Consider the following 231-nt stretch of genomic DNA (forward strand, 5'->3'; position numbering starts at 1 on the left):
ACCTAGCTAACAACACAGTATTTGAATACAGCCGCAACTACTTCACATCTAACGATTACCGATTCACTTTGGTCGCCAGACGCCAAAGATCAGGCTGAATCTAGCACCGCATATAGCCAACACAGAGGACGCCAGTTCTCTGTATTGTTGCGCATTCCCTACTCATCACACTGCTTTCAACCACTCCAAATATTCCTAAACCGATATCAAATAACCTCACGAAAGATCATT

Annotated in this window: 1 pseudogene; it reads left to right on the top strand. The window is 43.7% G+C overall.

The annotated features are described in order from the left end of the window. A pseudogene (locus AB4486_RS23065) lies at positions 1 to 98 on the top strand (transcriptional regulator); the annotation flags it as partial. Between the last annotated feature and the right edge of the window lie 133 nt (positions 99 to 231).

Origin of the sequence: Vibrio sp. 10N.222.55.C6, from assembly GCF_041473395.1 — a bacterium.
In the GTDB taxonomy this organism is placed as follows: Bacteria; Pseudomonadota; Gammaproteobacteria; order Enterobacterales; family Vibrionaceae; genus Vibrio; species Vibrio crassostreae_C.